Raw genomic sequence first — 3,007 nt, forward strand, 5'->3', positions numbered from 1 at the left:
GGTGTCCACGGCGCTCGACTCGGCCTGCGGCTACGCGGGGTTTTCGCTCATGCCGGCCGACGCCGCCGTGCTCACCATCGAGTTCAAGATCAACCTGCTCGCGCCCGCGCAGGGCGAGTCCTTCCGCATGGTCGGCACGGTCATCAAGCCCGGGCGCACCGTCACCGTGGCCGAAGGCCAGGCCTATGCCCTGCACGAGGGCCGGGAGAAGCTCGTGGCCACCATGGGCTGCACCCTCATGACCGTTCTGGGCCGCGACAAGGTGCGCGGCTGACACCTCCCACACCAACACCCACAGGAGACTTGCCATGACCCAACTGCCCGGCCTCGACTTCCAGCTTGGCGAGGACATCGACGCCCTGCGCGACGCCGTGCGCGACTTCGCGCAGGCCGAGATCGCGCCGCGCGCGGCCGAGATCGACCGCAGCGACCAGTTCCCCATGGACCTGTGGCGCAAGATGGGCGAGCTCGGCGTGCTGGGCATCACCGTGCCCGACACCTACGGCGGCGCCAACATGGGCTACCTCGCGCACATGGTCGCCATGGAAGAGATCAGCCGCGCCAGCGCCTCGGTCGGCCTGTCCTACGGCGCGCACTCCAACCTGTGCGTCAACCAGATCAAGCGCAACGGCAACGACGCGCAGCGGCAGAAGTACCTGCCCAAGCTCATCAGTGGCGAGCACGTGGGCGCGCTGGCCATGAGCGAGCCCGGCGCGGGCTCCGACGTCATCAGCATGAAGCTCAAGGCCGAGGACAAGGGCGGCTACTACCTGCTCAACGGCAGCAAGATGTGGATCACCAACGGCCCCGACGCCGACACCCTGGTGGTCTACGCCAAGAGCGAGCCCGAGCTGGGCGCGCGCGGCGTCACGGCCTTCCTCATCGAGAAGGGCATGAAGGGCTTCTCCATCGCGCAGAAGCTCGACAAGCTGGGCATGCGCGGCAGCCACACCGGCGAGCTGGTGTTCCAGAACGTGGAGGTGCCGGCGGAGAACATCCTGGGCGGCCTCAACAACGGCGCCAAGGTGCTCATGAGCGGGCTGGACTACGAGCGCGCCGTGCTCAGCGGCGGGCCGCTGGGCATCATGCAGGCGGTGATGGACAACGTGGTGCCCTACATCCACGACCGCAAGCAGTTCGGCCAGAGCATCGGCGAGTTCCAGCTCATCCAGGGCAAGGTGGCCGACATGTACACCGTGCTGCAGGCCGCGCGCAGCTTCGCCTATACGGTGGCCAAGAACCTGGACACGCTGGGCAGCGAGCACGTGCGCCGCGTGCGCAAGGACTGCGCCTCCGTCATTCTGTGGACGGCCGAGAAGGCCACCTGGATGGCCGGCGAAGGCGTGCAGATCTTCGGCGGCAACGGCTACATCAACGAGTACCCCCTGGGCCGCCTGTGGCGCGACGCCAAGCTCTACGAGATCGGCGCCGGCACCAGCGAGATCCGCCGCATGCTCATCGGCCGCGAACTCTTCGCCGAAACCATGTAAGCCGCCCGGCGGGCGGCAGGCAGCACAATCCTTCCATGAGCGACGACCTTCAACACCTGCTGGATCACAACCGGCGCTGGGCGGCCCAGATCGAGGCCGAACGCCCCGGCTTCTTCACCAAGCTCTCGCAGCAGCAGAGCCCACGCTACATGTGGATCGGCTGTTCCGACAGCCGCGTGCCCGCCAACCAAATCACCGGCCTGGACCCGGGCGAGGTCTTCGTGCACCGCAACGTGGCCAACGTGGTGGTGCCGACCGACCTGAACTGCCTGTCCACCGTCCAGTTCGCGGTGGACGTGCTCAAGGTTGAGCACCTCATGGTGGTGGGCCACTACGGCTGCGGCGGCGTGCAGGCCGCGTTGCGCGACACCCGCGTGGGGCTGGCGGACAACTGGTTGCGCCATATCAAGGACGTGCGCGACAAGCATGCCACGCTGCTGTCCGCGCTGCCCGAGGCGCACCGCCACGACGCGCTGTGCGAACTCAACGCCATCGAGCAGGTGGTCAACGTCGCGCAGACCACGGTGCTGCAGGACGCCTGGGAACGCGGCCAGGCCGTGGCTCTGCACGGCTGGGTCTACGGCCTCAAGGACGGCCTGGTGCAGGACCTGCGCATGACCGTGCGCGGCAACGCCGACCTGGAGGCGGTGCACCGCCAGGCCGTGGCCGGCGTGAAGGACCGCTCGCGCGGCTGAGTTCCGCCGCCCGCGCGCCGCCACCGTTCTCGACCGATCTTTCGAACCAAGGAGTACACCATGTCCGATCCCATCGTTATCCTCGGCGCCGCGCGCACGCCCATGGGCGCCTTCCAGGGCGACTTCTCGCCGCTGGCCGCGCACGACCTCGGCGGCGTCGCCATCAAGGCCGCCATCGAACGCAGCGGCGTCGACCCCAAGGGCGTCGACGAGCTGCTGTTCGGCAACTGCCTGATGGCCGGCCAGGGCCAGGCGCCCGCGCGCCAGGCCGCGCTCAAGGGCGGGCTGCCGCTGTCCACCGGCGCGGTCACGCTGTCCAAGATGTGCGGCTCCGGCATGAAGGCCACCATGCTGGCGCACGACATGCTGATGGCCGGCAGCGCCCAGCTCATGGTGTCCGGTGGCATGGAAAGCATGACCAACGCGCCCTACCTCATGCTCAAGGGCCGCGGCGGCTACCGCATGGGCCACGACCGCATCTTCGACCACATGATGCTCGACGGCCTGGAAGACGCCTACGAACCCGGCCGCAGCATGGGCACCTTCGGCGAGGACTGCGCCGCCAAGTACGCCTTCACGCGCGAGCAGCAGGACGCCTTCGCCACCGCCTCGGTGTCGCGCGCCAAGGCCGCCACCGAGAGCGGTGCCTTCGCCAAGGAGATCGCCGCCGTCACCGTGAAGGACCGCAGCGGCGAGCGCGTGGTCTCCATCGACGAAGGCCCGGGCAAGATCAAGCTCGACAAGATCCCCGCGCTCAAGCCGGCGTTCAAGAAGGACGGCACCATCACCGCCGCCTCCAGCTCCTCCATCAACGACGGCGCC

Annotated in this window: 4 protein-coding genes; all 4 read left to right on the forward strand. The window is 68.5% G+C overall.

The window, feature by feature from the left end; all coding sequences use genetic code 11:
• Positions 1-274, forward strand: a 274-nt coding sequence (locus tag BGO22_RS06420; protein ID WP_286849684.1) for a PaaI family thioesterase, incomplete at its 5' end; no start/stop codon positions are given.
• 34 nt (positions 275-308) lie between these two features.
• Complete coding sequence (locus BGO22_RS06425; protein WP_286849686.1) at positions 309-1,490, forward strand: isovaleryl-CoA dehydrogenase; 1,182 nt, start codon at positions 309-311, stop codon at positions 1,488-1,490.
• 35 nt (positions 1,491-1,525) lie between these two features.
• Positions 1,526-2,185 carry a carbonate dehydratase gene (can, locus tag BGO22_RS06430; RefSeq protein ID WP_070400435.1) on the forward strand — a complete coding sequence of 220 codons (660 nt, stop codon included), beginning with the start codon at positions 1,526-1,528 and terminating at the stop codon, positions 2,183-2,185.
• 60 nt (positions 2,186-2,245) lie between these two features.
• Positions 2,246-3,007, forward strand: a 762-nt coding sequence (locus BGO22_RS06435) for a thiolase family protein (RefSeq protein ID WP_502686434.1), incomplete at its 3' end; no start/stop codon positions are given.

It is taken from the genome of Hydrogenophaga sp. 70-12 (assembly GCF_001897365.1).
Lineage (GTDB): Bacteria > Pseudomonadota > Gammaproteobacteria > Burkholderiales > Burkholderiaceae_C > Hydrogenophaga > Hydrogenophaga borbori.